We start from the raw sequence: 25628 nt of genomic DNA, 5'->3' as shown, positions 1-25628 counted from the left end.
GCCGCACGGCAAGTTCCCGTGCGGCTCGCGGTGTTGGGCCTGGTGAGGGGCCCCGCGGTGTTACTCGCGGTCAGCCCGCGCTGCCCGCGGTCCACTGGCTCCAGGACATGTTCCAGCCGTTGAGGCCGTTGTCCGGGGCGACGGTCTCGTCCGGGGAGCCCTTGACCGTCACGACGTCGCCGATGAGGGAGTTCTCGTAGAACCACGCGCCCGGCGTGCTGGAGTCGCCCGCGCCCTGCGCGTCCTGGAGGCCGACGCAGCCGTGGCTGGTGTTGGAGCTGCCGAAGATCGAGGGCGAGCCCCAGTAGTTGCCGTGGATGAAGGTGCCGGAGGACGAGAGGCGCATCGCGTGCGGGACGTCCTTGATGTCGTACTCACCGCCGAAGCCGACCGTGTCGCCGTTCATACGGGTCTGGGTGAACTTCTCGGAGATCACCATTTTCCCGTTGTACGTGGGATTCGACGGGCTGCCCGCGGAGATCGGGATGGTCTTGACGACCTTGCCGTCCCGCTCGACCGTCATCTTCTTGGCGCCGACGTCGACCGTGGAGACCTGCGCGCGGCCGACGGTGAAACTGACGGTCTTGTTCTGCACGCCGGTGGCGCCGTCCGCGCCCTTCACGCCCTCCAGGTCGATCTTCATGGTGACCTTGGAGCCGGCCTTCCAGTACTCCTCGGGCCTGAAGTCGAGGCGCTGGTTGCCGAACCAGTGGCCCACGACCTTCTGGCCGCTGTCGGAGGTGACCTTGATGTGCGACTGGACGGACTGCTTCTCGGTGATCGCCTTGTCGAAGTTGAACGAGACCGGCATGCCGACGCCGACCTTCGTGCCACCGTCGGGGGTGTAACTGCCGATGAAGCTGTTGTCCTTCGAGACGGTGGTGAAGATCGAGTTCTCGGTCGCTTCCTTGCCCTTGCTGTCCTTGGCGTCGGCCGTGATCTTGTACTTCATGCCGCGCTCCAGCTGGGACTTGGGCTTCCAGCTGCTGCCGTCGCCGGAGAGCGTGCCGTCGACGGCGGCGCCGGTCGAGACCAGCGTCATCTTCACGTCGGTGAGCTTGCCGCCCTTGACCCTGACACCCGTGGCGTTGATGGAGGCACCGGTCGAGCCGTCCTTCGCCGAGATGGTGATGGTGGCGCCCTTGGGCGCGGAATCGCCGTTCTTGCCGTCGCCGTTGGCGTCCGTGTCGCCGCCGCAGGCCGTGAGGGTGAGTGCGCCCACGGCGGCGAGCGTGGCTGCCGCCAGGAGGGTGCGTCGCCGGGGCTCGGCTATGTGCGACGTTGTCACGGGCTGCTCCATCTTTGTGCGTACTTGTGCGAAGTGCGCGTTCTGATCCAGTAAGAGTTAAGAGCTGCCTACAGGCGGAAAGGTTCCTTCCGCTTGATGTGAGGGCGGGCACAGGGTCATGGCCCGCCGACGGCCCAACGGGCTGTGTTCTGCGGCCATTTGTAGTTGTTCTTCCTGAGATTTCCCTGAGGCGACTCTGGGAGGAGCCTTTGGGCTTTGCTTGCGGGCTACTCGTCGTAGAGGTCGCGGTACGAGGGGAAGCTGCCGCCCGGCGTCGCCACGGACTCCGCAGCGAGGAGAGCGCGGACGATCGCCGTGGTCACCATGTCCGCGCCCGCCGCGAGGATCTCGTTCAGGGCGAGCGGGTTCCGCGCCGCTTCCGGCAGAGGGCGCTCACCGGTCGCGAGGGCGAAGACGGTGTCCCCGTCGTTCAGGAGGTGGACGGGGCGCACGGCACGCGCCATGCCGTCATGCGACGTACCGGCGAGCTTCTGCGCCTGGGCCTTGGTGAGTTCGGCGTCCGTGGCGACCACGGCGAGGGTGGTGTTCAACGGCGGAGGCCCGCTCTTGGCCGCGGCTTCGGCGAGCCGACGCGTGGCCGCCTCGTGGACGTCGGGGGCGGGGTAGGTCATCCGCCGCCCCTCGAAGTACTGCCCGTACAGCGCGCCCGTCCCCGGATCGACCCCGGAGCCCGCGGCGTTCGCCACGACCAGGGCCGCGACCGTGATGCCCGAGTCCAGCCTGACGCTCGCGCTGCCGATACCGCCCTTGACTTTGCCCACCACGGCGCCCGTGCCCGCGCCGACGTTGCCCGTCTCGACGGGGGTGAAGGGCTCGGTGGCCGCGGCGGCCTCCACCGCGGCGCGACCCGTCGTGGCGTCGGGGCGGGCCCTGAAGTCGCCGCCGCGGCCGAGGTCGAAGACACAGGCGGCCGGGACCACGGGGACGACGTGGGAGGGATCAGGGCCGACGCGCACACCGCGGTGCTGCTCCTCCAGCCACGCCATCACGCCGGTCGCTGCTTCCAGGCCGTACGCGCTGCCGCCGGTCAGTACGACGGCCTCGACGCGCTGCACCAGATTGCGGGGGTCCAGGGCGTCGGTCTCACGGGTGCCGGGGCCGCCGCCCCGTACATCCACGGCCGCCACGGCGCCGCCCGCCGGGGCGAGCACGACGGTGGTGCCGGTGAGGTGCCCCGCGTGAGCCGGGGCATCGAGCGTCGCGTGGCCCACACGGAGGCCGGGTACGTCGGTGAGGGAGTCGGAAGTCATGGCGAACTGCGTATCACGCATGGCGGGCCATCCGGCTGGTGAGTGTGACGCCGGTCGCGACGGTGGCCGCCGCGACGAGCCCCGCGACCAGGACGGCCCAGCTCCCGGCGAACGTACTGGCGAGGGTCGCCAACGCGGCCGTCGGCAGAACGAGTTGCTGCGCGATACCCACCTTGTAGTAGCGGGAGTGCAGCAGCCAGACCGTGAGGAGATACAGCGCCATCGGTACGGTCACGGCCGCCGATGCCGCGAGCGTCGAGATGTGCGACTTGCCGACGGCCTCCTCGACCGCGACCTCGATCCCGGCGCCGATCGCGGCGGCGGCCCCGAGGATGACGTAGTGGCCGTAACCCCACAAGAACGCCTGCCGGTTGCCGCTCAGGCGGCCGTGGACGGGCACGACGAAGTAGATCCACCAGGCGGCGAAGACCATCAGCAGGCCACCCACCGCGATGGGCAGCAGCTCGCCGAGCGCGTCGTGCTCGTCGATGCCCGACTTCACCGCGATGGTCGCCGCCGCGATCGTCTCGCCGAGCACGATGATCGTGAACAGGCCGTACCGCTCCGAGATGTGGTGCGGGTGCCAGGCTGTCGTGTACGCCCGCTCCGCGTACACCGGCACGCACATCTCCACGATCGCCATCGCGAGGAACAGCCAGGCCCGGCCGCCCTCGGGCAGGAACAGCAGCCCCGACCAGCCGATCTGACAGACCAGCACCCCGAACGCGTACCGCAGCGCGGTGGTGCGCTCGGCGCCCGTGGCCGTCTTGGCGACGCGCAGCCACTGGGTGGTGAGCGCGACCCGCATGATCAGGTAGCCGAGCCAGATGAGAAGGAAGTCGTGCTCCTCGAACCCCTTGGAGACACCGGCGGCGAAGACGAGCACACCGGCGATCTGTACGAGCGTGACGACCCGGTAGAGCACGTCGTCGTTGTCGTACGCCGACGCGAACCACGAGAAGTTGACCCACGCCCAGAACAGCGCGAAGAACACCATCGCGTAGTTGAGCACGCCTTCGCCCGCATGCCCCTCGGCGATGGCGTGCACGAGCTCGGCCCCGGCCTGCGCGACCGCCACGACGAAGCAGAGGTCGAAGAAGAGCTCCAGCGGGGTCGCGGCCCGATGCGCTTCGTCGCGCCCGCGCGGGTGCAGAGGGCGCAGGGGCCGCAGTGGAGCTGGGAGAGGTGGGCCCGGTGTCGGCTCCGGGGCCGGTGTGGACGTCATGGGTCAAGCACAGCAGAAGGCTTCGGCCGAAGCGGACTACGGCACTCCGAGTGCCGGCGGTGACATCGGGGCGCCGCACGCCGGGGGCGACGTCTGAAGGGCCCCTGACTCTCGTGCCTTTGGGCTGGTCAGGCCGTGCCCTACGACTCTGCCGCCGCACATCAGCGCACGCGAGCCTGGATACGTCAGGCCCCGGAGCAAGGTCGGGACCCATAGCGAACTGGGAACCATGATGAGATCGCCTGCCGCCGAAGAAGAGACACGGACCGCCGCCCTGACGGGACCGAGCGGACCGCCGAGAGCGCCGGGAGCGCCGGGGCCGTCCTACGACCCCGCGCAGTACCGCCCCGGCAAGACCATTACGGACTGGGACCCGGAGAACGCGCTCTTCTGGAAGTCCACCGGCAAGAAGGTCGCCGCCCGCAACCTGTGGATCGCCGTCCCCGCGCTCCTCGTCGCGTTCGTCGTGTGGCAGGTGTGGTCGGTCACGGCGACCAACCTGAAGGACGTCGGCTTCGGTTTCTCCACCTCCCAGCTGTTCTGGCTGACGGCCGTCCCCGGCATCACCGGCGGCACGGCGCGCGTCTTCTACACCTTCCTCGGCCCGATGATCGGCCAGCGCCGCTTCACCGCGCTCTCCACGATCGTCCTGGTCGTCCCGCTGGTCTGGCTCGGCATCGCGGTCCAGGACCCGAACACCTCGTACGGCGTGATGATCGCCATCGCGGCCCTGTGCGGTGTCGGCGGCGCCAACTTCGCGTCGTCCCTCGCCAACATCGGCTTCTTCTTCCCCAAGAAGGACAAGGGCAACGCCACCGGCATCAACGGCGGCCTCGGCAACCTCGGTGTCTCCGTCGTCCAGCTGGTCACCCCGATCGTCATCACCAGCTCCGTCCTCGCGGTCGGCTCCGCCCAGCACAAGGCGGACGGCACTGCCGTCTGGCTGCAGAACGCCGCGTTCCTGTGGGTGCCCGTCCTGGTGATCCTGGCCGCCGTCGCGTGGTTCGGGCAGAACGACCTGAAGGTCGCGTCGACCCCCTTCAGCCAGCAGAAGATCATCTTCAAGCGTAAGCACAACTGGCTGATGACCTGGCTCTACGTCGGCACGTTCGGCTCCTTCATCGGCTTCGCGGCAGCCCTGCCGATGCTCATCAAGACCACGTTCACGCCGATCGACGCGGCCTACTCCGCGGCGACCTACGCCTGGATGGGTCCGGCCGTGGGCGCGCTCGCACGCTGGGCCGGCGGCTGGATCGCCGACAAGATCGGCGGCGCCCGGGTCACCATCATCTCGTTCGTCGGCATGGCGCTCTCGATCATCGGCGTCATCAGCTTCCTGCCCTCCGGCGGCGACAACGGCAACTTCTGGGGATTCCTCGCCTGCTTCCTGTGCGCGTTCTTCTTCTCGGGCATCGGCAACGGCTCGACGTTCCGCCAGATCCCGGTGATCTTCCGCGACCAGCATCTGAAGGGCCTGACGGAGGGCACGGACGAGTACGCGAAGGCACGCAAGCAGTCCGAGATGGAGGCGGGTGCCGTCACCGGCTTCACCTCCGCGATCGCCGCGTACGGCTTCTTCTTCATCCCGGCGATGTTCGCCAACTTCGCTGTCACCAGCGCGATGTGGGGCTTCGTGGCCTTCTACGTCAGCTGCATCGCGGTCTGCTGGTGGTTCTACGCCCGCAAGGGCGCCGAGTCCCCGAGCTGACGAAAGGACCGGAAAGAAGGGACTTCCGGCTGCGGGGTGAGGACCATTGCCGGGCCCTTGACCGATCGAACCGCAGTGCAATGAAGGCAGAGCGAAGAAGCGAATCGGAAGGTGCGGAACATGACTGCCACCCCCACGGAGACGACAGCACACGGCCAGGCACGGGACAGCGAGATGGGGGACGGCGAGGCCTGGGAGGGCTTCAAGGGCGGTCTGTGGCGGGACGCCATCGACGTCCGCGACTTCGTACAGCAGAACTACACCCCGTACGAGGGTGACGCCTCCTTCCTCGCCGGCCCGACCGAACGCACCACCCAGGTCTGGCAGAAGCTCCTGTCGATGTTCCCGACGGAGAACGAGCGCGGCATCTACGACGTGGACGTGAAGACCCCGTCCCGCATCGACGCCTTCAAGCCCGGCTTCATCGACCAGCGGCTCGACCTCATCGTCGGCCTGCAGACCGACGCCCCGCTGCGCCGCGCCATCATGCCCAACGGCGGCTGGCGGATGGTCGAGGGCGCACTCAACGCCTACGGCTACGAAGCGGACCCCGAGGTCAAGCACGTCTACACGCACCTCCGTAAGACGCACAACGAAGGTGTCTTCGACGCCTACACGCCCGAGATCCGCGCCTGCCGCTCCTCCGGCATCATCACCGGACTGCCCGACGCCTACGGCCGCGGCCGCATCATCGGCGACTACCGCCGCGTCGCCCTCTACGGAGTGGACCGCCTCATCGCCGCGAAGGAGGCCGACAAGGGCCGCCTGGGCGAGGAGTGGGCCACCGAGGACGTCATCCGTGCCCGCGAGGAGACCTCCGAGCAGATCAAGGCCCTTGGCGAACTGAAGTCCATGGCGATGTCGTACGGCTACGACATCTCCGGGCCCGCCACCACGGGCCGCGAGGCCGTCCAGTGGCTGTACTTTGCCTACCTCGCCGCCGTGAAGGAGCAGAACGGCGCGGCCATGTCGATCGGCCGCATCGACAGCTTCCTCGACATCTACCTCCAGCGCGACCTCGAAGCGGGCCGCATCACCGAGGCCGAAGCCCAGGAGTTCATCGACGACTTCGTCATCAAGCTCCGCATCGTCCGCTTCCTGCGCACCCCCGAGTACAACGAGGGCTTCTCCGGCGACCCCACCTGGGTCACCTGGTCGATGGCCGGCATCGGCGAGGACGGCCGCCCGCTCGTCTCGCGCACCACGTTCCGCGCCCTGCAGACCCTCTACAACCTGGGCCCGGCCCCCGAGCCGAACCTCACCGTCTTCTGGACGCGTGAACTGCCCAAGGGATTCAAGGACTTCGCCTCCAAGGTCGCCATCGACACCTCGGCCATCCAGTTCGAGTCCGACGAGCTGATGCGCCCCAAGTACGGCGACGACACCGCGATCGCCTGCTGTGTCTCGGCGATGGCCGTCGGCAAGCAGATGCAGTTCTTCGGCGCCCGCGTCAACGTCGCCAAGGCCCTGCTCTACGCGATCAACGGCGGCCGGGACGAGAAGACCGGAAAGCGCGTCGTCGAGGGCTTCGAGCCCATCGAGGGCGAGTACCTGGACTACGACACCGTCGCCGAGCGCTACGACGCGATGCTCGGCTGGCTCGCCAAGACGTACGTCCACGCACTGAACGTCATCCACTACATGCACGACAAGTACGCCTACGAGCGCATCGAGATGGCCCTGCACGACCAGGAGATCCTGCGCACGATGGCCTGCGGCATCGCGGGCCTCTCGGTCGCCGCCGACTCGCTCTCCGCCATCAAGCACGCCAAGGTCAAGGTCATCCGCGACGACACGGGCCTCGCGGTCGACTACGAGATCGAGGGCGACTACCCCGCCTACGGAAACAACGACGACCGGGCGGACCACATCGCGGAGCGCATCGTCTCGGACTTCATGGGCAAGATCCGCAAGCACCCGGCCTACCGGAACGCGGTGCACACCCAGTCCGTCCTGACGATCACCTCGAACGTCGTCTACGGCAAGAAGACAGGCAACACCCCCGACGGCCGCCGCGCGGGCGAGCCGTTCGCCCCCGGCGCCAACCCGATGAACGGCCGCGACGAGCACGGCTACATCGCCTCCGCGCTGTCGGTCGCCAAGCTCGACTACGACGACGCCGAGGACGGCATCTCGCTGACCAACACCATCACGCCGGACGCGCTGGGCCGAACCCCCGAGGAGCGGATCGGCAACCTCTCCGGAGTCCTTGACGGCTACATGGCCAGCGACGGCTTCCACATGAACGTCAACGTGCTCGACAAGACGACCCTGGAGGACGCCATGGAGCACCCGGAGAACTACCCGCAGCTGACCATCCGGGTCTCCGGCTACGCGGTCAACTTCGTCCGCCTGACCCGCGACCAGCAGCTCGACGTCATCAACCGCACCTTCCACGGCTCCCTCTGAGCCATCTCCGCCCAGTAGTCCGGGAGTCCTGCCATGGCTGTCCTGCTCGATACGGCGACTCCGGTGACCCCGGCGGCGGCCGTCACCCGGCGCCCCGTCACCGGAACCGTCCACTCCTGGGACCTGTCCACCGGCGTCGACGGACCCGGCAGCCGCTTCGTCACATTCCTCTCGGGCTGCCCGCTGACCTGCCTGTACTGCCACAACCCCGACACCTGGCGGATGCGCGACGGCAAGCGGACCACCGCTGACGAGGTGATCGGGGAGGCCGCCAAGTACACGAGGTTCATCGCGGCGGCCGGCGGCGGAGCCACCGTCAGCGGCGGAGAGCCCCTCCTCCAGCCCGTCTTCACCGGCGAACTGCTGCACCGCCTCAAGCACGAACTGGGCCTGCACACCGCCCTCGACACCTCCGGCTTCCTCGGCGTGCGGGCCACCGACGCGATGCTCCGTGACACCGACCTCGTGCTGCTCGACATCAAGTCCTTCGACCCCCAGACCTACAAGAAGGTCACCGGCCGTCCACTGCGGCCCACCCTGGACTTCGCCCGTCGCCTTGCCGGCCTCGGACAGGACGTCTGGGTGCGCTTCGTCCTCGTACCCGGCCTGACCGACGACCCGCGGAACATCGAGGGCGTCGCCCGCTTCGCCGCGTCCCTCGGCAACGTCTCGCGCGTCGACGTGCTGCCCTTCCACAAGCTGGGCGAGGCGAAGTGGGACGCGCTCGGCAAGGGCTTCACCCTGCGTGACACCCCCTCGCCCACCCCCGGACAGATGGCCGCCGCCAAGGAGATCTTCGCAGCTCAGGGCCTGTACGCGGTCTGAGCGAAGCCTCCGTGCCAGGGCCCGGAACCACCCGAACGGCCCAGCGGCCGGGCGGCACCCCGGCGCCGTACCTACGGTGGCTCCATGAGCGCTCCCACCAGCCGGCGTCGGACGGGCGACACCTACCGCCCCGGTTCGACCATCGAGGAATGGCGGCCCGAGGACGACACCTTCTGGCGGTCCGTGGGCCACAAGGTCGCCAACCGCAACCTGTGGGTCTCCATCCCGGCGCTGATGCTCGGCTTCGTCGTCTGGCAGGTGTGGTCGGTCACCGCCGTCCGCCTCAACGACGTCGGTTTCGGTCTCTCCACCTCGCAGCTGTTCTGGCTGACGGCCATCCCCGGCCTCACCGGTGGCACCTTCCGGATCCTCTACACGTTCATCGGCCCGATCTTCGGCGAGCGGAAGTTCACCGCGCTCTCCACGATCGTCCTGATCGCACCGATGCTCTGGCTCGGCTTCGCGCTCCAGGACACCAAAACGCCCTACTGGGAGCTGGCCCTGATCGCCGCCGTCTGCGGCATCGGCGGCGCCAACTTCTCCTCGTCGATGGCCAACATCGGCTTCTTCTTCCCCAAACGGGAGAAGGGCAGCGCCAACGGTCTCAACGGCGGCCTCGGCAACCTCGGCGTCTCCGTCGTCCAGCTCGTCGCCCCGCTGGTCGTCACGGCGGCCGTACTCGGCGCCCCGGCCGGCGGCCCGCAGCGCGACACGGTCAAGAACGAGGACGTGTGGCTGCAGAACGGCGCGTTCCTCTGGGTGCCGCTCCTGGTGATCGTGGCCCTGATCTCCTGGTTCCTCATGAACGACCTGAAGGTCGCGGCCGCCCCCTTCAGCCAGCAGAAGATCATCTTCAGGCGTAAGCACAACTGGCTGATGACCTGGCTCTACGTCGGCACCTTCGGCTCGTTCATCGGCTTCGCAGCGGGGCTGCCGCTGCTCATCAAGAACAACTTCGCCACCTCCGGCTACCAGGCCACCACCTACGCCTGGGTCGGCCCCTTCATCGGCGCGCTCACCCGCTGGGCGGGCGGCTGGCTCTCGGACAAGATCGGCGGCGCCCGGGTCACGATGGTGTCCTTCGTGGGCATGGCCGCCTCGCTGGTCGTCGTGATCAGCGCCCTGCCGTCCGGTGGCGACAAGGGCAGCTTCTGGGCCTTCTACATCGGCTTCCTCTGCGCCTTCGCGTTCTCCGGCATCGGCAACGGCTCGACGTTCCGGCAGATCCCGGTGATCTTCCGGGACCAGCACCTCAAGCAGGTGGAGGGCCAGGGAGCGCAGGCGCAGCAGGCCGCGCTCAAGCAGGCCGAGATGGAGGCGGGCGCGGTCACCGGCTTCTCCGCGGCGATCGCCGCGTACGGCTTCTTCTTCATCCCGGCGATGTTCGCGAGCATGGCCGTCACCAGCTCGCTCTGGCTGTTCATCGGCTTCTACGCGACATGCCTCGTCGTCTGCTGGTGGTTCTACGCCCGCAAGGGCGCCGAGGCACCGAGCTGAGCGGGGGCGGGGCCGCGCCCCGCGGACGTACCCTGGAGACATGAGCACCGCCCCCGCCCCCGAACCGCGCGATCCGAAGGAATCGGAGACCTCCGAGGGCTCCGCGGAGCCGAAGAAGCCGAAGAGCGCCCTGGTCTTTGACGATCCGCTGTCGCAGCAGTCTTCGGACGACACGGACCGCGGGTGGGGCGAGCGGCCTCCGGTCGGCGGCGACAGCGCCGCCGACCTGGCGCGCTTCCTCGACGAGAAGCCGCCCCACCACCTCTGAGCTCGCGCTAGCGCTCGCTGTGCCCGGATCCGCGTTGTGCCACCAGGGCGTCGCGGATCTCCTTGAGGACCTCCAGCTCCGTGAGCTCCATGACCTCCTTCGTGCCCTCCTTCTCGGCCTTCCGGGCGGCCTGCCTGGCCAGGTACTTGGCCATCGGCAGCACCATCAGGAAGTACACGACGGCCGCGGTGATCACGAAGCTGAGCGTCGCGCTGAGGACCGTGCCCCACATGATCGGGATGCCCTCGGTGACCTCCCCCGCGGCGTTCATCTCGCACGGGGACTTCAGGCACGAGCTGTAGTGGTCGAGATCCTTCGTACCGAAGGCACCGACCAGCGGGTTGATGACACCCTTCACCACGGAGTTCACGATGTTCGTGAACGCGGCGCCGATGACCACCGCGACCGCGAGGTCGATGACATTGCCTCGCATCAGGAAGGCCTTGAAGCCCTCCCAGAGACCCGGTTCGTTCTTCTCGCTCACCACGAGGCCTTTCGTTGCACATGCAGGTCGTGAAACAGACAGCTTCGCAACCTACGTCAGGGCCTGGATGAACTGTCCAATCGGGTAACACGATTGAGCTACTCGACAGCAAGTCAGTGCAGTCGCACACGGTGTGAACCAGGTAAGTCAGCACAACGTCACCGCCAGGCGCGTCCCCGCTCCCGCCCCCGCCAGCCGAGCCGCCGTCGCCCGGGGCACGGAGAGCACGACCAACGCCCCGCCCTCGGCGGCACTCTGCCCCGCGTCCTCGTGGGGCTCCGGCACCTCGGCCACCCGGGCCCCCGCGGCCACCACCCGCGACGCCGAGCCATCGGCGGCCACCACGTCGACCCGGTCGCCCCGATGCAGCAGGCGCACCGTCTCCGCGTCCGCGATCCGCACCGGCGCCGTCACCAGAGAGGTGGCCCGGCCCCCACGCCCGGCATCACGCGAGGGCGCGGCGGCCACCGGATGCCCCTGTGGCCGCACCCGCTCGGCATCTCGCGGCCCGGCGGCCACGAGCGCTGCGGCGGTCACCGCGAGCCCCGCGGCCAGGGCGCGCCGTCTGTGCCGCAGGAGCCGCCGCAGCCGGTGGTGCCCGCCGCGTACGCGCACGGGGGAGAAGTGCGGCACGGGGCAAGGGGGCGGGGGAGGAGAAGGTGAGGGGATGTCTGAGTACACGTGCGCCATGACGGCCACCGCCTGCGGAGAGTTGGTCGAGAAGCTCGGCTGCTTCCGCTCCCACGATGCGCGCCCGCGCCGAATCCCGCTGAGCCCCGTGGACTACTCGCCGGTTGTGGACAACTCGCTCACCCGAAGGGGAAGTTCCGCACCCAAGCCGCATGCACGCTCAAGCCGCACGCACGCTCAAGCCACATGCCCGCTCAAGCCACACGCACCCCCCCCTACGGCAACCGAATCCCCGGCTCCATCCCACCCAGCGCCCCCGCGCACAGACAGTCCCGCCCGCTCTCCGCAGGCAGCCCCGCCACCGCGTCGAACAGCACAGTCCGCAGCCGGCCCACATTCGCGGCGAACACCTGGAGCACCTCCTCGTGCGAGACGCCCTCGCCGCTCGCCGCCCCCGCGTCCAGGTCCGTGACCAGCGTCAACGACGTGTAACAGAGCTCGAGTTCACGGGCGAGTACGGCCTCGGGATGTCCGGTCATGCCCACCACCGACCAGCCCTGCGCCGCATGCCAGCGCGACTCGGCGCGGGTCGAGAACCGCGGCCCCTCGATGACCACGAGCGTCCCGCCGTCCACCGGCTCCCACTCCCGCCCGCGCGCAGCCTTCAGCGCGGCGCTGCGCCCAGCGGGACAGTAGGGGTCGGCCAGCGATACATGCACGACGTTCGGAATGCTCCCGTCCGCCAGCGGGATCCCGTCGAAATACGTCTGCGTACGCGACTTCGTGCGGTCCACGAGCTGGTCGGGCACCAGCAGCGTCCCCGGCCCGAACTCGGGCCGCAGCCCGCCCACCGCACACGGGCCGAGCACCTGACGTACGCCCACGGAGCGCAACGCCCAGAGATTGGCGCGGTAGTTGATGCGATGCGGCGGCAGATGGTGGCCGCGGCCGTGCCGGGGCAGGAACGCGACCCGCCGCCCGGCGACCTCACCGACGAAGAGGGAGTCGCTCGGCGGCCCGTAGGGGGTGTCGACCTGGAGCTCGGTCACGTTGTCGAGGAAGGAGTAGAAGCCGGAGCCGCCGATGACACCGATCTCGGCTCGTGTCGCGTTCGCCGTGTTCACCATGGCGAGCACAGTATCCGGGCGCCGGAACGCCGAAGACCCCGCCGTCGGAGGACGGCGGGGACCTGGAAGCAAGACGTACGCGGGGCGGTGTGTGCCCTACGCGGCAGAGGAACTCGACGAGCTCGAAGAGCTGGAGGAGCTGGACGAAGACCCCGAGGACGAGCCGGACGACTTCGAGTCCGACGAGGAGGACGACGAAGCGCTCGCGGACGACTTGGAGTCCGACGACTTCGAGTCGGAGGACTTCGACGCGGACGCCGGCGACGGCGTGCTGCTCGACGACGAGCCGCGGCTGTCGTTGCGGTAGAAACCGGAGCCCTTGAAGACGATGCCGACTGCCGAGAACACCTTCTTGAGGCGTCCCTCGCAGCTGGGGCACACGGTCAGGGCGTCATCAGTGAACTTCTGCACCGCCTCGAGGCCCTCGCCGCATTCGGTGCACTGGTACTGGTACGTCGGCACTTGCTTCCTCCTGGCACTCTCACTCGATGAGTGCTAACGACGGTCCATAGTGACGTATTCCGCGAGATCAGTCCACCGTGACCGGCTCGCGGTGACCGACGCCACGTGCCACGGTGCGTCCGACGGACCGCGGAACGAGCCGGGAGCGCAGGATGAGGAGCACGGCGAGCGCCAGTGCCGTACCGCCGAGCGGCACCAGGAAGCCGGCGCCGTCCCAGAGGCGGTCCTCCAGCTGTCCGGCCACCGTGACGGCGGCCGCCTGGCCGAGCGCGACGGCGCCGGTGAGCCAGGTGAACGCCTCGGTCCTACCGGTCGGGGCGACCAGCCGGTCCACCAGCGTGTAGCCGGTGATCAGCGCGGGCGCGATGCAGACGCCGACCAGGAGTCCGATGCCGGCGAGCAGCACCACGGAGTGCGCGGCAAGCAGGCCACCGGCCATCAGCGTCAGCGCCGCGTAGGCGACGAGGAGGCGCCGCTGCGGGGCGATCTTCCAGGCGACGGCGCCGCAGACGAGCCCGGAGAGCATGTTGCCCGCGGCGAACGTGCCGTACAGGACGCCGTTCAGGCCGGGTTCGCCGATGGACTCGGTGAAGGCGGCCAGCGAGACCTGCATGCCGCCGAAGACGGCGCCGATGCCCAGGAAGGTGGCGATCAGAACGCGCACTCCGGGGATCCGCAGCGCCGAGACGTGCTCCACGCGCGCGTGCTCCTCGCGTGAGGCGGGCTTCGGCTGGGTGCTCTTCTGCGCGGCGAACAGCAGGCCGCCGACCAGGGTGAGTCCGGCCTCCGTGAAGAGTCCGGCGGCCGGGTCGATGGTGGTGCACAGCGCGGTCGCGAAGAGCGGGCCGAGGACGAACGTCAGCTCGTCCGTGACCGACTCGAAGGCGGCCGCCGTGCCCGCCAGCGGGGAGTCCTGGAGCTTGACGCCCCAGCGGGCCCGCACCATGGGGCTGATCTGCGGCTGCGAGGCGCCCGTGGGCACCGCGGCGACGAAAAGTGCCCACAAGGGGGCGTCCGACAGTGCGAGCACCGTCAGGGAGAGCACTGACACCGTGTGGACGAGCACGCCGGGCACCAGCACGGCCCGCTGGCCGAACCGGTCGGCGAGCTTGCCGGTGAAGGGGGCGAACACCGCCATGGAGACACCGGTGACGGCCGATACGGCGCCCGCGACGCCGTACGAGCCGGTGGTGTGCTGCACAAGCAGGACGATGGAGATGGTCAGCATCGCGAAGGGCTGGCGTGCCGCGAAGCCGGGCAGGAGAAACGTCCAGGCGCCGCGGGTGCGCAGCAGCTGTCCGTATCCCGGGCGGGAGGTGACCGTGGATGCCACGGCCCAAGCCTTTCTGCTGCCTGGTAGCGCGGCCCCCTTTTTCAGGGTGACGGTGCCGAGAGCTGTCCTCTTGCGCGGAACTGCGGTAGATGCCGGTTGTCCACTGCGAGGACACGCGGCCGCCATACGGTCGGCGCCAGCTCTGCTTCAGACAGAGTTGGTTCGATCAGTTGGTACAGAAGAAGTGTGCCTTCAGCGTACAGGCAATGGGGCCATCAAGCCTGTGAAATCCGACAATGAGGCGCCCATCACCTGCGATTACCGAGGGTGGAACGCTCCTCACCTGCGATTTCGCCGATCTTTCGGCTCCTCGCCAGTGGTTCCCAGCCATCCGGCGAGCTTTCCGCCCTGCCCGACGGCGCGCAGCCGATTCTCCGCGGCGTCCCGCACCGGGTCGGTCGCCACCACCAGGAGCTCGTCCCCGCGCCGCAGCACGGTCGTCGGCAGCGGCACAAAGGATTCGCCGTCGCGGACGACGAGCGTGACCGCCGCCCCCGCGGGCATCCGCAGCTCGGCCACCTCGACGCCGTGCATCCGCGAGCCCTTCGGGATCGACACCGAGAGCAGATGGCCGCGAAGCCGCTCCAGGGGCGCCGATTCGACGCCGAGGTCGGCGGGGCCCGAAGCGTCGCCCAGACGCAGCTTCCTGGCCAGCCACGGCAGCGTAGGGCCCTGGATGAGGGTGTAGACGACGACCAGGACGAAGACGATGTTGAAGATGCGCTGGCTGTCGTCGACGCCGTTCACCATCGGGATCGTGGCCAGGATGATGGGCACGGCGCCGCGCAGCCCTGCCCAGGACATCAGGGCCTTCTCCTGCCAGGGGATGCGGAACGGCAGCAGGCTGAGCATGACTTCCAGGGGCCGGGCCACCATCGTCAGGACCAGGCCGATGACGATCGCGGGCCAGGTGTCGTCGAGCAGGTCGTGCGGGGTGACCAGGAGGCCGAGCAGGACGAACATGCCGATCTGCGCGATCCAGCCGAGCCCTTCGGCGAAGCCGCGGGTGGCGGGCCAGTGCGGCAGCTTCGCGTTGCCGAGGACCATCGAGGCGAGGTAGACGGCGAGGAATCCACTGCCGTGCGCCATGGCTCCGGCCGCGTAGGCGGCGACCGCGATGGCCATCACGGCGATGGGGTAGAGGCCGGAGGCGGGCAGCGCCACATGCCGCAGGCCGTAGGCGCCGAGCCAGCCGACCGCAATGCCGATCGCCGCCCCGATGGCCAGTTCCAGAGCGATCTCGCCGATGAGGAGGTACCAGTGCTCTACAGGTCCTGCCGTGGAGAAGGCCACGACCAGGATCACCACAGGGGCGTCGTTGAACCCCGACTCCGCTTCCAGGATGCCCGTCACGCGCGAGGGGAGCGGCACCTTGCGCAGCACGGAGAAGACCGCCGCGGCGTCTGTCGACGAGACCACCGCGCCGATGATGAGCGCCTGCCGCCACTCGAGGCCGACCAGATAGTGGGCGCCGGCGGCCGTCACTCCGACGCTCACCGCGATGCCCGCCAGGGAGAGGGCGGCGGCCGCGGGCAGCGCGGGCTTGATCTCTTTCCACTTCGTGCCGAGGCCGCCCTCGGCCAGGATCACGACGAGCGCCGCATAGCCGATGACCTGCGTCAATTCGGCATTGTTGAAGGAGACGTTGCCGATGCCGTCCTGGCCCATGGCAATGCCGATGCCGAGGTACAGGAGCAGGCTGGGGAGCCCACTGCGCGACGAGATGCGGACCGCCCCCACCGCGACGAGCAGGACGAGCGAGCAGATGAGCAGGAGTTGGTTGAGGTCGTGGACAGTCAGGGGCCGGTTCCTTCCTCCGAGCGAGCCAAGTACTTCGTTACCTTACCTAATTGTTAACGCGTCCTTGACGCTCCCGAACGCTCATACGATGCGTCGGGATGTGCGTTCCTGACTCCGCGTCCGAGGCCGCAGTGCCCTGCGCCTATGGTTGCTCCAGCGCTCCCACCACCGCCCAGCCAGCCCTGCCGCTCGCGTAAGGACAGCAAGGACAGCGATGCCCTCGAATACCACCGCCTCTTCCGGTCATAAGTCCGGCAAGAAGAAGGGGCGCCGAGCCCGACTCATCGTGATCGTCCTGGTCCTGGCCATCGTGGCGGGCATCGGCTATGGCGCGTACTGGAGCATCAGTACGGTGCGTGCCTCGTACCCGCAGACCAAGGGAACGATCAAGCTCGACGGTCTCTCCGGGCCTGTCGACGTGAAGCGCGACGCCAACGGCATCCCCCAGATCTACGCCGAGTCCGACGCCGACCTGTTCATGGCACAGGGCTTCGTCCAGGCGCAGGACCGCTTCTGGGAGATGGACGTACGCCGTCATACGACCTCCGGTCGGCTCTCCGAGATGTTCGGCAAGAGCCAGGTAAAGACGGATGAATTCCTGCGGACGCTCGGATGGCACCGCGTCGCGCAGAAGGAGTACGACACCAAGCTCTCGCCGGAGACCAAGAAGTACCTCCAGGCGTACGCCAAGGGAGTCAACTCCTACTTGAAGGGCAAGGACGGCAAGGCGATCTCCCTGGAGTACGCCGCCCTTGGCTTCACCAACGACTACAAGCCCCAGGAGTGGACCCCCGTCGACTCCGTGGCCTGGCTCAAGGCCATGGCCTGGGACCTGCGCGGCAACATGCAGGATGAGATCGACCGCTCCCTGATGACCAGCCGCCTCGGCCCGTCCCAGATCAAGGACCTGTACCCGGAGTACCCGTACGACCGTAACAAGCCGATCGTCCAGGAAGGCGCCTACAACAGCGTCACCAAGAAGTACGAGGCCAAGGGCAGCGCCACCGGCAGCCAGTCGCAGAGCGGCGGCGCCGCGGGCACCGGTCTCGCGGGCGGTACGCAGGCCCCCGATGGGCTCCAGTCCCAGCTGTCGGGCCTCTCCGACGTCCTGGACAAGGTCCCCGACGTCGGCCTCGGCCCGAACGGCAACGGCATCGGATCCAATTCCTGGGTGGTCTCAGGCGACCACACGATCACCGGAAAACCCCTGCTTGCCAATGACCCGCACCTGTCACCGCAGCTGCCGTCGGTCTGGTACCAGATGGGCCTGCACTGCCGGGCGGTCGACAAGGACTGCCAGTACGACGTCTCCGGCTACACCTTCGCCGGGATGCCCGGTGTCGTCATCGGCCACAACAAGCAGATCGCCTGGGGCATGACCAACCTCGGCGCCGACGTCACCGACCTCTACCTCGAGAAGTTCGAGGGCGACGGCTACGAGTACGACGACAAGGTGCTGCCCTTCAAGTCCCGCGTGGAGACCATCAAGGTCGCGGGCGGCAAGTCCAAGAAGATCACCGTCCGGGAGACCGGCAACGGGCCCCTGCTGTCCGACCGCGACGACGAGCTGGTGAAGGTCGGCAAGAAGGCCACCGTCGACAGCGCGGCCCCCGACCGGGGCGACGGCTACGGAGTCTCGCTGCGCTGGACCGCGCTCAAGCCGGGCAAGTCCATGGACGCCGTCTTCGAGCTCAACAAGGCGAAGGACTTCTCGGCGTTCCGCAAGGCGGCGTCTTCTTTTGAAGTGCCCTCGCAGAACCTGATCTACGCGGACACCAAGGGCCACATCGGCTACCAGGCGCCCGGCAAGATCCCGGTCCGCGGCAAGGGTGACGGCGCGCTGCCCGCGCCCGGCTGGGACTCCGACTACCGCTGGACCGGCTACATCCCGCAGGCCGCGCTGCCCTACGAGTACGACCCCAAGCGCGGCTACATCGTGACCGCCAACCAGGCCGTCATCAGCGACAAGTACCCGTACAAGCTCACGGCGGACTGGGGCTACGGGGCGCGCAGCCAGCGGATCACCGATCTGATCCAGTCGAAGACCAAGAACGGTGGGAAGGTCTCCACCGAGGACATGCGCACGATGCAGATGGACAACAGCAGCGAGATCGCCAAGGTGCTGGTGCCCAAACTGCTCAAGATCGACGTCAAGGACAGCTACGTCCGTGAGGCGCAGAAGCTCCTTGAAGGCTGGGACTACACCCAGGACGCCGACTCGGCGGCAGCCGCGTACTTCAACTCGGTCTGGCGCAACATCCTCAAGCTCTCCATCGGCAACAAGCTGCCCAAGGAGCTGCGGGTCAAGGGCCAGTGCCTGAGCGTCGAGCCGGCCGGGAACACCGGCCCCGCCGACGAGGCCGAACCGGTGCGCGAGTGCGGGCAGCGGGACTCGGCCACCGCGCAGCCCGATGGCGGCGACCGCTACTACGAAGTGATCCGGTCGATCCTCGACGACGAGGACAACGACTGGTGGAAGTCGCCGGGGACCCGCACCGACGCCGAGACCAAGACCCGCGACCAGCTGTTCGGCCGGGCCATGGAGGACGCGCGCTGGGACCTGACGGCCAAGCTCGGCAAGGACGTCGACACCTGGAGCTGGGGCCGTCTGCACCGGCTGACGCTGAAGAACCAGACGCTGGGCGTCGAAGGCCCCGGCTGGCTCCAGTTCATGCTCAACCGCGGCCCGTTCAAGCTGGGCGGCGGCGAGGCGGCGGTCAACGCCACCGGGTGGAACGCGGCGGGCGGTTACGGCGTGCAGTGGGTGCCGTCGATGCGCATGGTGGTGAACCTCGAGGACCTCGACAAGTCCAAGTGGATCAACCTCACCGGTGCTTCGGGGCACGCCTACAGCGCGCACTACACCGACCAGACGAGCAAGTGGGTCAAGGGCGAACTGCTGCCGTGGTCCTTCTCACCGAATGCCGTCAAGAAGAACACGAAGGACGCTCTGGTGCTGCGGCCCTGAGCCGCACGAGCCGCACCGATCGGTGAAAGGGCCCTCCACGCGCGCGTGGAGGGCCCTTTCACGTGGCTGGGGCTCAGCATCTGTGGCTCAGCGGAACCGACGCACTCCCGACGGCGTGACGACGGCGTGCACCGGCTTGTCGTGCGCCTCCTGAGGGAGGTGCGCGACGACCTCCGTGTCGTACAGCAGCACCACCAGGGCGGGATCGGCCCCGGACCGGCCGAGCCGCGCGAGCACCCGGTCGTAGGACCCGCCGCCGCGCCCGAGCCGCATCCCGCGCTCGTCGACGGCCAGGCCCGGCAGCAGCACCACGTCCGCCGCCACGACGGCATCGGGGCCAAGGCGCGTCCCCGAGGGCTCCAACAGCTGGATCTTCCCCGGGTGTTGTACGCGGGCCAGCGAACCCTCGCCTTCGTAGGGCGCCCAGTCCAGATCGTTGTCCGGTAGCAGCACCGGCAGCAGGACCCGCGCCCCGCGCGCGTGCAGGGCGTCAAGAAGCGCGCGCGTCCCCGGTTCGCTCCCCACGGAGACGTACGCCGCCACTGTGCGCGCCCCGGCGAGCTCCGGCAGCTCCATCGCGCTGTCGGCGAGAACCGCGGCGGCCTTCTGCGCGTCATCCCTAGTCAACCGGCTTCTCACCGCGAGGAATTCTCTTCGCAACGTCCGCTTGGTTGGCTCGTCGGGGCCGGGTTCTTCCATGACTTTTTCCACGGTTGGCTAACAAACCCTTCCTAGTGCACTCATATGAGAAATAAATGTGCGGAGCCACAGATTCCGCACATACGCACCGGTTATGGTTACGGACATGACTGAGTCTCACCCCCACAGGATCAGCAAGGCTGTCATTCCGGCAGCAGGCCTGGGCACGCGGTTCCTGCCCGCCACCAAGGCCACTCCGAAGGAGATGCTGCCGGTCGTCGACAAGCCGGCGATTCAGTACGTGGTCGAGGAGGCCGCCTCCGCGGGCCTCGACGACGTCCTCATGATCACGGGCCGCAACAAGCGCCCCCTTGAGGACCACTTCGACCGCAACTACGAGCTGGAGTCGGCCCTCCTGAAGAAGGGCGACGAGGCGAGACTGGCGAAGGTCCAGGAGTCCAGCGACCTCGCGACCATGCACTACGTACGCCAGGGCGACCCCAAGGGGCTCGGTCACGCCGTCCTGTGCGCCGCCCCGCACGTCGGCAACGAACCGTTCGCCGTCCTCCTCGGCGACGACCTGATCGACCCGCGTGACCCCCTCCTCGCCCGCATGGTCGAGGTCCAGGAGCGGCACGGCGGCAGCGTTATCGCCCTCATGGAGGTGGCCCCGGAGCAGATCCACCTCTACGGCTGCGCCGCCGTGGACGGCACGGACGAGGGCGACGTCGTCAAGGTGACCGGCCTGGTCGAGAAGCCCGACGCGGCGGACGCCCCCAGCAACTACGCCATCATCGGCCGGTATGTCCTTGACCCTCATGTCTTCGACATACTGCGCAAGACCGAGCCGGGCCGCGGCGGCGAGATCCAGCTCACCGACGCGCTCCAGCAGCTCGCGGCGGACGAGAAGGTCGGCGGCCCCGTGCACGGCGTCGTCTTCAAGGGCCGCCGCTATGACACCGGTGACCGCGGCGACTATCTGCGTGCCATTGTCAGACTCGCATGCGAACGTGAAGACCTGGGCCCGGACTTCCAGGCCTGGCTTCGCAGTTACGTGTCCGAGGAGATGTAGCACTTTGAGCAGCAGCGCGCCGACCGAAGTCACCGGCCAGGACCACGTCTGGTCGGTGAGCGAGCACCTGGACGACATCCTCGGATCCGTCCGCCCCCTGGAGCCCATCGAGCTCCAACTCCTCGACGCCCAGGGCTGCGTCCTCGTCGAGGACGTCACGGTGCCCGTCTCGCTGCCGCCCTTCGACAACAGCTCCATGGACGGGTACGCGGTCCGGGTCGCCGACATCACGGGCGCGAGCGAGGAGTTCCCCGCCGTCCTGACGGTCATCGGTGACGTGGCCGCGGGCCAGGGCGAGCAGCCGGAGGTCGGCGCGGGCCAGGCCGCCCGCATCATGACCGGCGCCCCGCTGCCGCCCGGCGCCGAGGCCGTCGTCCCCGTGGAGTGGACCGACGGAGGCCTCGGTGAAGGACCCGTCTCCGGGATGCGCGCGCACAGCACCGCCCCCGACGGAGCCTCCGGAGAGGTCCGTGTGCACCGCCCCGCCGAAGCACGCGCGCACGTGCGGGCGCGGGGCAGCGACGTCCAGGCGGGCGACCGCGCGCTGAGCGCGGGGACGGTCCTCGGAGCCCCGCAGATCGCCCTGCTCGCCGCGATCGGCCGCGGCACGGTGAAGGTGCGCCCGCGCCCGCGCGTGGTCGTCATGTCCACCGGCAGCGAACTGATCCAGCCCGGCGAGGAGTTGGCCAAGGGCCAGATCTACGACTCCAACAGCTTCGCCCTCACCGCCGCCGCCCGCGACGCCGGAGCGATCGCCTACCGCGTGGGCGCCGTCGCCGACGACGCCGAGACGCTGCGCTCCACCATCGAGGACCAGCTCATCCGCGCCGACCTCATCGTCACCACGGGCGGCGTCAGCGTCGGTGCGTACGACGTCGTGAAGGAAGCCCTGTCCTCCGTAGGGGACGAGGACGAGGACGGCAGCGGCATCGAGTTCCGCAAGCTCGCCATGCAGCCGGGCAAGCCCCAGGGCTTCGGCTCCATCGGCCCCGACCACACCCCGCTGCTCGCCCTGCCGGGCAACCCGGTGTCGTCGTACGTCTCCTTCGAGATCTTCGTACGTCCCGCGGTGCGCGCCCTGATGGGTCTCCCGGACGTCCACCGCCCCACCGCGCGGGCGACGCTCAGCGCCGACAAGGCGCTGACCTCGCCCTCCGGGAAGCGGCAGTTCCTGCGCGGGCGGTACGACGCCGATGCGGGCAGCGTGCGGCCCGTGGGCGGCGCGGGCTCCCACCTCGTCGCGGCCCTCGCGCACGCGGACGCGCTGATCGTCGTCCCCGAGGACACCACTTCCCTGGAGCCGGGCGCCGACGTCGAGGTGGTCCTGCTCGGCTGAGAGCGGGCCCCGCGCGGTACGGTGTCGCGCACATAGGCCTCCTTGCGCCGCACCGCGGGAGGGCCCGGACCGGGAGCGCCACAGCACATGAGTACCGATCAGCGACTGACGCACATCGACGAGGCGGGCGCCGCCCGCATGGTCGACGTATCCGCGAAGGACGTGACCGCGCGCACCGCACGCGCCAGTGGCCGCGTCCTGGTCTCGCCCCGCGTGATCGAGCTGCTGCGCGGGGAAGGGGTGCCCAAGGGCGACGCCCTCGCCACCGCGCGCATCGCGGGCATCATGGGCGCCAAACGCACCCCTGACCTCATCCCGCTCTGCCACCCGCTGGCCGTCTCCGGAGTGAAGCTCGACCTCTCCGTAGTGGACGACGCCGTCGAGATCCTCGCCACGGTGAAGACCACGGACCGTACGGGCGTCGAGATGGAGGCCCTCACCGCGGTGACCGTCGCGGCCCTCACGGTGATCGACATGGTCAAGGCCGTCGACAAGGGCGCCGTCATCACGGACGTCCGCGTGGAGGAGAAGACGGGCGGCAAGTCCGGCACCTGGAGCCGCGAAGGGGCCAGCAGCGAAGGCAGCGAAGGAGCCGGAGCATGACGGCGTACCGCGCCCTTGTGATCACCGCCTCCAACCGCGCCGCAGCCGGTGTCTACGCCGACCGCGGCGGCCCGGTCATCGCCGAGGCACTGTCCGCGCTCGGCTTCGAGGTCGAAGGCCCCCGGGTCGTCCCCGACGGCGACCCCGTGGAGCAGGCCCTGCGCGCCGGAGCCGACGCCGCGTATGACGTGATCCTCACCACAGGCGGCACCGGCATCTCGCCCACCGACCGCACCCCCGAGGCCACCCGCGCCGTCATCGACCACGAGGTGCCGGGCATCCCGGAGGCGATTCGCGCGTACGGCAGGGAGAAGGTGCCCACCGCGGCCCTCTCCCGCGGTCTCGCCGGAGTCGCGGGTCGCACGCTCATCGTGAACCTGCCGGGCTCCACCGGCGGCGTACGCGACGGGATCGCCGTCCTGGAGCAGCTGCTTGTCCACGCCGTGGAGCAGCTGCGCGGCGGCGACCACCCCAGACCCGGCGGGGGTGCGAGCTGAACAGCCCCTCCTGGCCCGTCGAACTGACGGACGGCGATGTCGCCCTCCGCCCGATAAAGATGCGCGACCAGCGGCCCTGGCGTGAGGTCAACCGGCGCAACCGGGACTGGCTGCGCCCCTGGGAGGCGACCATCCCGCCGCCCACGCCCAGCGGTCCGATCGTGCACCGCCCGACGTACCGTCAGATGGTCCGGCATCTGCGCGCCGAGGCGCACGCCGGGCGCATGCTGCCCTTCGTGATCGAGTACCAGGGCCGGCTCGTCGGGCAGTTGACGGTGGCCGGGATCACCTGGGGATCGATGTGCTCGGGCCATGTCGGCTACTGGGTCGACCAGTCGGTCGCGGGCCGCGGTGTGATGCCGACCGCTGTGGCTCTCGCGGTCGACCATTGCTTCCGGTCGGTGGGGCTGCACCGTATCGAGGTCTGTATTCGCCCCGAGAACGGGCCGAGCCGCAGGGTCGTGGAGAAACTCGGATTCCGCGACGAGGGGATCCGTCCACGTTATCTCCACATCGACGGTGCCTGGCGTGACCATCTTGTCTTCGCACTGACCGCGGAAGAGGTACCGGAAGGGTTGCTGCGACGCTGGCACCAGGCACGACCCCGGAAGACCGCGTAAATAGAATAAGTGTTTGAAATTGATCGGTGATCGACCGTCTGGGCCCTGACTTGGTCCCCCAGGGGCATTAATTTCACGGTCTCGGTGGCCTGTTGATCGCATCAGTCACAAAAAAAGTTCGAGATATCAGCCAGATCGTGCGACACACCGGCGCAATTGGCAGATGGCCTCAACGAAACCCCTCTACCGTGTGAGGCGTGAGCAGCAGCGGCCTCATCTACGCAGTCATCGTCGGGGCCTGGGCCGCCTACTTGGTGCCGATGTGGCTCCGTAGGCAGGACGAGCTCAATGAAGCCCGTCCGACGGAACGCTTCAGCACCGCCATCCGGCTCCTGTCCGGACGTGCGGGGATGGAGCGCCGATACGCCAAGGACCTGCAAGCGCGCTCGCCTGAAGAGGAGGAGTCGCGCGAACCGGACAACGCCACCGGCTCGGTGGACGTCCGGTCCTTCGTCGCGCCTCCGCACCCTCAGGGCGGGCAGGAAGCGCGGCCCGAGCCGCAGGGCAAGGCGCCGGTGAAACCCCAGGCGCAGCAGCCCGCGGCGAGGCCACCGGCGCAGAAGCCACCGGCGCAGAAGCCTCCGGCACGGCCCCAGGCGCAGCCCGCGGCGAAGTCCCCGGCGCAGCCGTCCGCGCGGGCGCAGGTGCCGTCTCCGGCGTCCGGTTCCGCGGTCTCCGGTCAGAGCCAGGCCCACCACTCCGGCGCGCGCCCTCAGCCGACGCACGCCAAGCGGGCCGCGTCGGCGGAAGCCGCCGCGCGCGCCCGGCGCTCGAAGGCGCTCGCGCGCCGTCGGCGTACGACAGCGACGCTGTTCGTCGGCTTCACGCTCGGCACGGTCGTCGCCGCGGTGGGCGGGCTCGCGTTCCTCTGGGCGCCGGCCGCCCCGGCCGCGCTGCTGACCGCGTACATCTTCTATCTGCGGGCGCAGGAGCGGCGCCGCTTCACCTACACCATGGACCGGCGCCGGGCCGAGGACGCGGCGCGGCGCCTGCGTGAGCGCCAGCCGCGCAGGCGGGCGCAGGCCGGCGTGGAAGAGAGCGCCGACGAGCCGGAGGAAGGACCGGGCCCCGACACGGAGACCGGCCTCTCCTCGCTCGCCGCCGACCGCCGAGCCCTGGTCGAACAGACCGACCACGCGGAGTGGGTGGACCAGCAGCGCGAACGCCAGCGCCGCCCCGGGCACGGCGACAGCTGGGACCCGGTGCCGGTGCCGCTGCCGACGTACGTGACCGCACCGGTCGCGCCCCGGGCCACCGGGGACGTCGACTTGGGCGCGCCCGATGCCTGGAGCTCGGCGCGGTCGAGCGCGGCGGGGCCCACGGCCGAGGAGGCGCGGGAAGCCGCCGCGCCAGAGGGCCAGTACGCCGAGTACGCCGAGTACTCCGAGGGCGCGGAAGACGCCGAGGCAGCGGACGGAACCGGCGGTCGCAGTGACGCCCGGCGGGCCGCGTCCGCCCGCCGGGCCCGCGAGCGCGGACGCACGCCGCTCTTCGATCAGTACGAGGACGGGGAGCGGCCGCGGGCCGCCAACGAGTGAGGTCTGACCAGCCAGGAACGGATTTCCG

General features: G+C 69.2%; 22 protein-coding genes. 12 read left to right on the top strand and 10 right to left on the bottom strand.

The genetic code is table 11. The annotated features are described in order from the left end of the window. Window positions 1-70: 70 nt before the first annotated feature. The 3 genes from ACGFX9_RS25115 to ACGFX9_RS25105 all read right to left on the bottom strand — a co-directional run bounded on the left by ACGFX9_RS25115 (window position 71) and on the right by ACGFX9_RS25105 (window position 3784). Window positions 71-1300: an Ig-like domain-containing protein gene (locus tag ACGFX9_RS25115; protein WP_393476086.1), complete on the bottom strand. Its 1230-nt coding sequence runs from the start codon at window positions 1298-1300 to the stop codon at window positions 71-73. 215 nt (window positions 1301-1515) lie between these two features. Next, the gene (locus ACGFX9_RS25110) at window positions 1516-2559 is read right to left on the bottom strand and encodes a P1 family peptidase (RefSeq protein WP_393476083.1); all 1044 of its coding nucleotides are present in this window, start codon (window positions 2557-2559) and stop codon (window positions 1516-1518) included. A 13-nt stretch (window positions 2560-2572) separates the two neighbouring features. Then, on the bottom strand, window positions 2573-3784 hold the full coding sequence (locus ACGFX9_RS25105; protein ID WP_393476080.1) for a low temperature requirement protein A: 1212 nt from the start codon (window positions 3782-3784) through the stop codon (window positions 2573-2575). 229 nt (window positions 3785-4013) lie between these two features. Here ACGFX9_RS25105 and ACGFX9_RS25100 point away from each other — a divergent pair, with 229 nt between their 5' ends. The 5 genes from ACGFX9_RS25100 to ACGFX9_RS25080 all read left to right on the top strand — a co-directional run bounded on the left by ACGFX9_RS25100 (window position 4014) and on the right by ACGFX9_RS25080 (window position 10491). Continuing rightward, a complete protein-coding gene (locus tag ACGFX9_RS25100) occupies window positions 4014-5492 on the top strand; it encodes a NarK family nitrate/nitrite MFS transporter (protein ID WP_393476077.1) in 1479 nt (492 codons plus the stop codon). Between the two features lie 120 nt (window positions 5493-5612). Then, window positions 5613-7901 (top strand): formate C-acetyltransferase, encoded by a 2289-nt coding sequence (gene pflB / locus ACGFX9_RS25095; RefSeq protein ID WP_393476074.1) that lies wholly within the window; start codon window positions 5613-5615, stop codon window positions 7899-7901. A gap of 33 nt (window positions 7902-7934) precedes the next feature. Next, a complete protein-coding gene (gene pflA / locus ACGFX9_RS25090) occupies window positions 7935-8726 on the top strand; it encodes a pyruvate formate-lyase-activating protein (RefSeq protein WP_393476071.1) in 792 nt (263 codons plus the stop codon). 84 nt (window positions 8727-8810) lie between these two features. Continuing rightward, window positions 8811-10223 (top strand): NarK family nitrate/nitrite MFS transporter, encoded by a 1413-nt coding sequence (locus tag ACGFX9_RS25085; protein ID WP_393476068.1) that lies wholly within the window; start codon window positions 8811-8813, stop codon window positions 10221-10223. A gap of 40 nt (window positions 10224-10263) precedes the next feature. Then, on the top strand, window positions 10264-10491 hold the full coding sequence (locus ACGFX9_RS25080) for a hypothetical protein (RefSeq protein ID WP_393476065.1): 228 nt from the start codon (window positions 10264-10266) through the stop codon (window positions 10489-10491). A gap of 7 nt (window positions 10492-10498) precedes the next feature. Here the strand turns inward: ACGFX9_RS25080 and mscL are convergent, their stop codons facing one another. From mscL to ACGFX9_RS25050, 6 genes are all read right to left on the bottom strand, one after another. Continuing rightward, window positions 10499-10978: a large conductance mechanosensitive channel protein MscL gene (mscL, locus tag ACGFX9_RS25075; protein WP_393476062.1), complete on the bottom strand. Its 480-nt coding sequence runs from the start codon at window positions 10976-10978 to the stop codon at window positions 10499-10501. 144 nt (window positions 10979-11122) lie between these two features. Further along, on the bottom strand, window positions 11123-11665 hold the full coding sequence (locus ACGFX9_RS25070; RefSeq protein ID WP_393476059.1) for a hypothetical protein: 543 nt from the start codon (window positions 11663-11665) through the stop codon (window positions 11123-11125). Window positions 11666-11880: 215 nt separating this feature from the next. After that, window positions 11881-12732, bottom strand: coding sequence for an S-methyl-5'-thioadenosine phosphorylase (locus ACGFX9_RS25065; RefSeq protein WP_393476056.1), 852 nt, complete (start codon window positions 12730-12732; stop codon window positions 11881-11883). 96 nt (window positions 12733-12828) lie between these two features. After that, the gene (locus ACGFX9_RS25060; protein WP_393476053.1) at window positions 12829-13194 is read right to left on the bottom strand and encodes an FmdB family zinc ribbon protein; all 366 of its coding nucleotides are present in this window, start codon (window positions 13192-13194) and stop codon (window positions 12829-12831) included. A 67-nt stretch (window positions 13195-13261) separates the two neighbouring features. Then, on the bottom strand, window positions 13262-14527 hold the full coding sequence (locus tag ACGFX9_RS25055) for an MFS transporter (RefSeq protein ID WP_393476050.1): 1266 nt from the start codon (window positions 14525-14527) through the stop codon (window positions 13262-13264). Window positions 14528-14806: 279 nt separating this feature from the next. Then, window positions 14807-16327 carry a potassium/proton antiporter gene (locus ACGFX9_RS25050; RefSeq protein WP_393476594.1) on the bottom strand — a complete coding sequence of 507 codons (1521 nt, stop codon included), beginning with the start codon at window positions 16325-16327 and terminating at the stop codon, window positions 14807-14809. 214 nt (window positions 16328-16541) lie between these two features. Here ACGFX9_RS25050 and ACGFX9_RS25045 point away from each other — a divergent pair, with 214 nt between their 5' ends. Continuing rightward, on the top strand, window positions 16542-19295 hold the full coding sequence (locus tag ACGFX9_RS25045) for a penicillin acylase family protein (protein WP_393476047.1): 2754 nt from the start codon (window positions 16542-16544) through the stop codon (window positions 19293-19295). 87 nt (window positions 19296-19382) lie between these two features. On the opposite strand, the gene ACGFX9_RS25040 is transcribed toward ACGFX9_RS25045, so the two are convergent. Further along, window positions 19383-19994: a 5-formyltetrahydrofolate cyclo-ligase gene (locus ACGFX9_RS25040; RefSeq protein ID WP_393476044.1), complete on the bottom strand. Its 612-nt coding sequence runs from the start codon at window positions 19992-19994 to the stop codon at window positions 19383-19385. Window positions 19995-20100: 106 nt separating this feature from the next. On the opposite strand from ACGFX9_RS25040, the gene galU reads away from it, so the two are divergent. From galU to glpR, 6 genes are all read left to right on the top strand, one after another. Next, complete coding sequence (galU, locus tag ACGFX9_RS25035; protein WP_393476041.1) at window positions 20101-21006, top strand: UTP--glucose-1-phosphate uridylyltransferase GalU; 906 nt, start codon at window positions 20101-20103, stop codon at window positions 21004-21006. A gap of 4 nt (window positions 21007-21010) precedes the next feature. Then, on the top strand, window positions 21011-22342 hold the full coding sequence (gene glp / locus ACGFX9_RS25030; protein ID WP_393476039.1) for a gephyrin-like molybdotransferase Glp: 1332 nt from the start codon (window positions 21011-21013) through the stop codon (window positions 22340-22342). A gap of 87 nt (window positions 22343-22429) precedes the next feature. Further along, window positions 22430-22945 (top strand): cyclic pyranopterin monophosphate synthase MoaC, encoded by a 516-nt coding sequence (gene moaC / locus ACGFX9_RS25025; RefSeq protein WP_393476036.1) that lies wholly within the window; start codon window positions 22430-22432, stop codon window positions 22943-22945. After that, window positions 22942-23442 carry a molybdenum cofactor biosynthesis protein B gene (locus tag ACGFX9_RS25020; protein WP_393476033.1) on the top strand — a complete coding sequence of 167 codons (501 nt, stop codon included), beginning with the start codon at window positions 22942-22944 and terminating at the stop codon, window positions 23440-23442. The genes moaC and ACGFX9_RS25020 overlap by 4 nt, the downstream gene beginning before the upstream one ends. Beyond that, a complete protein-coding gene (locus ACGFX9_RS25015) occupies window positions 23439-24062 on the top strand; it encodes a GNAT family N-acetyltransferase (protein WP_393476591.1) in 624 nt (207 codons plus the stop codon). Before ACGFX9_RS25020 ends, ACGFX9_RS25015 begins: the two co-directional genes overlap by 4 nt. A 197-nt stretch (window positions 24063-24259) precedes the next feature. Further along, entirely contained in the window at window positions 24260-25600 is a 1341-nt protein-coding gene (gene glpR, locus ACGFX9_RS25010; protein WP_393476030.1) for a gephyrin-like molybdotransferase receptor GlpR, read from the top strand. Window positions 25601-25628 lie beyond the last annotated feature (28 nt).

The organism is Streptomyces sp. NPDC048436, from assembly GCF_043200355.1.
Lineage (GTDB): Bacteria > Actinomycetota > Actinomycetes > Streptomycetales > Streptomycetaceae > Streptomyces.
Note: the sequence above shows the minus strand (reverse complement) of the source record. Positions and strands in the feature narration are given on the sequence as shown.

What these genes read in the sequence shown, in the direction of transcription:
- ACGFX9_RS25100 (WP_393476077.1), top strand. Translation starts at nt 4,014, where the DNA reads ATGATGAGATCGCCTGCCGCCGAAGAAGAGACACGGACCGCCGCCCTG.
- ACGFX9_RS25065 (WP_393476056.1), bottom strand. Translation starts at nt 12,732, where the DNA reads ATGGTGAACACGGCGAACGCGACACGAGCCGAGATCGGTGTCATCGGC.
- pflA (WP_393476071.1), top strand. Translation starts at nt 7,935, where the DNA reads ATGGCTGTCCTGCTCGATACGGCGACTCCGGTGACCCCGGCGGCGGCC.
- ACGFX9_RS25105 (WP_393476080.1), bottom strand. Translation starts at nt 3,784, where the DNA reads ATGACGTCCACACCGGCCCCGGAGCCGACACCGGGCCCACCTCTCCCA.
- ACGFX9_RS25020 (WP_393476033.1), top strand. Translation starts at nt 22,942, where the DNA reads ATGACGGCGTACCGCGCCCTTGTGATCACCGCCTCCAACCGCGCCGCA.
- ACGFX9_RS25110 (WP_393476083.1), bottom strand. Translation starts at nt 2,559, where the DNA reads ATGACTTCCGACTCCCTCACCGACGTACCCGGCCTCCGTGTGGGCCAC.
- ACGFX9_RS25115 (WP_393476086.1), bottom strand. Translation starts at nt 1,300, where the DNA reads ATGGAGCAGCCCGTGACAACGTCGCACATAGCCGAGCCCCGGCGACGC.
- ACGFX9_RS25070 (WP_393476059.1), bottom strand. Translation starts at nt 11,665, where the DNA reads ATGGCGCACGTGTACTCAGACATCCCCTCACCTTCTCCTCCCCCGCCC.
- ACGFX9_RS25080 (WP_393476065.1), top strand. Translation starts at nt 10,264, where the DNA reads ATGAGCACCGCCCCCGCCCCCGAACCGCGCGATCCGAAGGAATCGGAG.
- ACGFX9_RS25085 (WP_393476068.1), top strand. Translation starts at nt 8,811, where the DNA reads ATGAGCGCTCCCACCAGCCGGCGTCGGACGGGCGACACCTACCGCCCC.
- ACGFX9_RS25045 (WP_393476047.1), top strand. Translation starts at nt 16,542, where the DNA reads ATGCCCTCGAATACCACCGCCTCTTCCGGTCATAAGTCCGGCAAGAAG.
- moaC (WP_393476036.1), top strand. Translation starts at nt 22,430, where the DNA reads ATGAGTACCGATCAGCGACTGACGCACATCGACGAGGCGGGCGCCGCC.
- ACGFX9_RS25040 (WP_393476044.1), bottom strand. Translation starts at nt 19,994, where the DNA reads ATGGAAGAACCCGGCCCCGACGAGCCAACCAAGCGGACGTTGCGAAGA.
- pflB (WP_393476074.1), top strand. Translation starts at nt 5,613, where the DNA reads ATGACTGCCACCCCCACGGAGACGACAGCACACGGCCAGGCACGGGAC.
- galU (WP_393476041.1), top strand. Translation starts at nt 20,101, where the DNA reads ATGACTGAGTCTCACCCCCACAGGATCAGCAAGGCTGTCATTCCGGCA.